The 4,602-nt window shown below is 38.1% G+C and carries 3 protein-coding genes and 1 pseudogene; all 4 read left to right on the top strand.

Annotated features, from left to right (window positions below):
* The first annotated feature begins 113 nt into the window (after positions 1–113).
* Positions 114–2,291, top strand: coding sequence for a DNA translocase FtsK (locus DP117_RS33610; RefSeq protein ID WP_169222490.1), 2,178 nt, complete (start codon positions 114–116; stop codon positions 2,289–2,291).
* Entirely contained in the window at positions 2,281–2,739 is a 459-nt protein-coding gene (locus tag DP117_RS33605) for a hypothetical protein (RefSeq protein ID WP_169222489.1), read from the top strand. The genes DP117_RS33610 and DP117_RS33605 overlap by 11 nt, the downstream gene beginning before the upstream one ends.
* Positions 2,740–2,773: 34 nt before the next feature.
* Positions 2,774–3,253, top strand: coding sequence for an AAA family ATPase (locus tag DP117_RS33600; RefSeq protein WP_169222488.1), 480 nt, complete (start codon positions 2,774–2,776; stop codon positions 3,251–3,253).
* Positions 3,254–3,471: 218 nt separating this feature from the next.
* Positions 3,472–4,602: pseudogene (locus DP117_RS33595) on the top strand (hypothetical protein); the annotation flags it as partial.

The following is a 4,602-nucleotide window of genomic DNA, read 5'->3' as shown; positions in this document are numbered from 1 at the left end:
TTTTGAGGTCAATGCTCAATTTACAACACTTTGAAGCTTAACTGAACCGTATTGGATTATATTGTTGATTTTCAGCTGACTATATTATATTGATTTACGAGGTTGTATTTGAAATGTTAGTACCTCATAATAACAATAATAGTCAGATTGGTTCTCACAAACAACAAGTCTTAACTGCAATTGTGCAGGCAAAACAAAATGGTTTGAGCGATGACGAGATTAAGGTGCATGTACGCGAAGCTTTATCTTCATCAATGGTTAATTATGCTGAAGCTGTTCTACAACAAATTAATTTTCAGACGAAGTTATCACGTCCAGTTGTTGAATTTGATTTAGAGTTTTTATTTCAGGTAATATACTCATCAGTGATGACAGGTGCCAGTGATGAAGAAATCTTATCAATCTGTGCAGAATACTGTACTTTAAACCAGTATGAGTTTGTCCGGTATGCACTTGAGTATATCCATATCAATCGTGTACCATCAGAGTGGGAGCAAAGTAACATACACCAAAAGGCTGTTCAAATAGCAGACTCATCTCCAATTGAAGATTTATTTCAATATATTGACTCTATTAAAAATATCTATTTGAAGCAGATTGGCTACGAAGTGGTTCAAGAGAACCTCTACAAGCTTTTTTTAACTCATAAACCAACTCATGTTTTTATAGATTTGGCTAACAAGACTAAAGATTCTTTTATCAAGAAGTATTGTTACCGAACAGCAGTGCTGGTTGCGCGTATTACAGGTAAAGAAATAGATTTACAACTTACAGGAGATGGTTCAACAATTAACGAACCGAAATTTCTAGAGAGTAAGGCTTCTACTAAGGAAATTATCCATTCACAGATTTCCACTATGGAACAGGCAGGAATATTGTTAGTTGACACTTTAGAAGATTTTAGTATTCATGCTAAGTATGTTGATGCCAAAACTGGTCCAACATTCAACCGTATTAAGGTAAAACTAGGACGGGGTGTTTCTTATAAGAAGGTAGAAGATATCGGCAATGACTTAGTACAGCAGCTTGGTGAAGAATTAAGCTTGAAAGTTGCGCCAATGGTGAGTGTAGTTCCTGGAGGGGTGGTATTTGATATACCCAGACTTGATAGACAGTTTGCCTATTTCCGTGACTATATTACCTTTGACGGCGAACCTGATGTTCATTCGGTATCCATCCCCGGTGGTGTTGATGTCGATGGTACCTATGTCGAAATTCCCCTGTACAGCGATAACGTGACTCATATTCTGGGTGGTGGGCGAACACGGGGTGGAAAGTCACAGTTTGAGAAAGCAGCAATTTTATATTTAGTGCGGCGGTATCCCCCTTCGCTTGTTCGGTTAGCACTTTCGGATGTTAAACGTGTGACGTTTGGTAAATTTGACGGGCTACCTCATCTTGTTGCCCCAGTTGCGCGTGATGCAGAATCTACTGCTAATTTACTCGATTACCTGGTTGAAGAGATGGAATTGCGCTACCAGGAGTTTGAACGCCACAGCAGTATTGAAACAATCGCGCAGTACAACTTGCGGTTTGTACCTGGTATTATCATGCCGCGAATTGTGTGTTTGATTGACGAATGTTTTGATTTGCTTTCGGATGATAATTACTGCGATCGCATTGAGAGTGCGCTGATGAAGTTACTTGCAAAAGCTGGTGGTGCAGGTATTCATGTCCTATTGTACACACAGCGTCCTGACAAGAACGTTATTGACCCTTTGATTCGCTCAAACTTTCCTGCCAAGACTGCCTTTGTTACAACTCGTCCTGAAGATAGTTGTATTATCCTTGGGGACGATAAAGACAAGCGTGCAGTTTACTTGCTGGGATATGGGGATTTCTTGTACAAAACGACTGAGGTGGTGCGACTCCAGGCGTTGTATGTTGCTGATGATGAAGATCCTGAATACTTCAAGCAGTTGCTAATAGATGCCAAAAACCAAGATGACTCCTATACTGCATGGGAGTCTGGACTAGATTTCGATGAATTTGTCGCTAGTTTGTCTGGTGAGGGTAGTAGTCATGACAAAGGTAAATCTAAAGCCACTGCTGTTACTAAAACTAAGCAATTAAAGACTGATTTTGAAGGTAGTTTTCATTTTAATGTACAGCTTGATGAGTCAGCTAAAAACTCAATTTTGAATTTGCATCAAAAGGGCTATCAACTTGATGAGATTGTAAAAGCTGTCTTTAATTTATCGCGCCATGATGGTAGGTCGTATAAAAAATTTAGAAACGTTGTTGAGGAGTTTTTAAATAGTTTGCAAGGAGGTGAGGGAGATGATATATGAATTAACAATGCCTTTACCACCTAGTATGAACGAAATCATTAATCAAGCACGTTCTGGTTGGCAAGCAAGTGCTGATCTGAAGAAGTATTGGACAAACTTAATCGGTAAATTTGTCCAGGATTGTGGATTTTCTTTGGATAGTGCTGTATGGGTTGAGTTTCATTGGTATCTGAAAAACTTTGGACGAGATAGTGATAATGTTGCTGCTGCTGCCAAGTTTATCATGGATGGTTTGGTGGCAGGACGAGCTATTCGTAACGATAATTTGACAATTATAAAATCACCTGTTGTTCATTACTATTATCGCAGTAATGGTGATGATGGTGTACTACTGCGATTATCACAATCACCTGATTTTTTGTTAGATAATTTTATTGTCTCTAATCAATTTTCCAGAAATAGCTTAGAAAAACACAGTCAATCAGTTACATATTTAATGTCACTTTAGTTAAAATATACAGTTTCTTTACCGGATGACAGTCATGTTACGTTTTCAAGAGTACAGTTTGTTGATTGAGAAGATAAATGCAGGTAAGAATATTCACCTGTGGGGTCAGCAGGGTATTGGTAAGACTTTTACTGTTAGAAACTGCTTGCTCAAAGACATTAACCTAGAGTCCGTTTATCTTAACCTTGAATACCCTTTTAGCGTGGATAATTTATTTGATGTTATTCCTATTAGTTTAGGTTTGTACTATCAGCAGAATTGGTCAAATATTGTGAGTCAATTATCTCATGGATTTCAAAAGTTGCTAGTGATAGATAACTTTGATAGGTTTCACTGTGTCAGCGAGACTTTAAGTGATGACTTATTCCGATTGCAACAGTTAGCTAAACTAGACAATTTCTCTCTACTCTTAATATCTCGGATGCCGCTAAGATATTTCCATTTCCCAAGTTTTGTTAAATGCTTTGAAGAATTGGAATTAAACGAAACTAATACTTGGACTTTTGGACAGTAAATATACGGGTTTTAAGCAGGTTCGATGCCTGCTATTGTTCCTGGGTAAGACTTTATAGAGGCTGAACTCGAACATCAGACGGGTGGGTTCAATATACTGAGTGCCATTAATGCTGAAAGGAGTAGAGTAGTAAGTCTTTTTAGAGTAGTCTATGCCCTAATCCCCAATGCCGGGGTTGCCATTAGCAGCTAACGGTTAAAATCGCAAAAGGGGAAATTATGAAAGGCAAATTCAAGACACAGGTTGTACATCGACTACAAGAAATAAATTCTTGTTTAGGAATGGCTTTTTTACTAGCAATGCTTGCTTCAGTAGGATTGATTTTACCGGCTTCAGTTGGGTTGACATTCCTGGCGGATGCCGGGGTGGGCGTAGAAAATAAGCCTGCTTACAAGGGTATAACTGCTTTTGCGACTGCAACTGGTTTATTTGGTTTAGTTGGTACTGTTTCTGCTGTTGCTGTTGGTAGTTTGGTATTGAGTACAACCAATAAAGAGTTGGAAGAGGAGAAAAAAAGTAGGTCTTCAAACCGGATAATTGCAATTAATTTCTATAATTCTGACGAATCACTTGATGAAGATGATTCAGAGGAAGAAGAGAAGGAAGAAAATGAATCATTTGGTTTGGATGATTGGGAAGATGAAGATGAGGAAACTAATTCAGAAGGAGTTGAATATACTTGGCGGCAAAATGTTACTTACACCTATTATGTAACTCAAATCAAAGGTCATCCTACCTTACACGGATTACATCTTTGTCGTTTGAGTTCGCATTGCGGTACAAAGTCTGACTTCAAAGAAGAAATTGTTTCTGTTAAACTTGATGACTATCAAATTCAAAAACTGACTGTCCTTTTTGAAGCCAGCTATCCAGAAAGAGAAAACCTAGTAGGAAAGTATTTCCATTCACATCAATTTTTCCCAAAAGAAGCGTTGGAGGAATATTTTCGGCTTCATAATAGTTTTTACTGGGCAAAATCTAGTGGACAATTTGCAAATGCTTGTTTAGATTCCTGCAAGGGCTGTTCTTACCTTCATGGTGCTGACAGAATAGTCTGTGGAATGCATCCTTTTGGGTGGGAAGGAACAGATTGTCCTGATAAAAAACTCTTAGACGGGATAGTGCTGCGCGAATATGAAAACCCAGATATTATTGCTAGCCTTAATGAAGGTTTGGCTGATGTCGAAGTTTTTAAAATGGATGACTATATTGTTGTCAAAGATAGTTATTCTGGTCGTAGATTTCAGTTTGATTTTGATGGATTTAGGTTTTCTTGGTCAGATCAATTACCTGAATTATTGGACTTTGGACAAAAAAGGTTAGTTCGCGTATTATATTCGCGAACTAAA

Source organism: Brasilonema sp. UFV-L1 (assembly GCF_012912105.1).
Taxonomy (GTDB): Bacteria; Cyanobacteriota; Cyanobacteriia; order Cyanobacteriales; family Nostocaceae; genus Brasilonema.
The sequence above is the reverse complement of the archived record's forward strand: the minus strand, read 5'-3'. Positions and strand labels throughout refer to the sequence as shown.

Bases quoted from the DNA above. Each gene is read 5' to 3' on its own strand.
- DP117_RS33610 (WP_169222490.1), top strand. From the start codon at position 114: ATGTTAGTACCTCATAATAACAATAATAGTCAGATTGGTTCTCACAAA.
- DP117_RS33605 (WP_169222489.1), top strand. From the start codon at position 2,281: ATGATATATGAATTAACAATGCCTTTACCACCTAGTATGAACGAAATC.
- DP117_RS33600 (WP_169222488.1), top strand. From the start codon at position 2,774: ATGTTACGTTTTCAAGAGTACAGTTTGTTGATTGAGAAGATAAATGCA.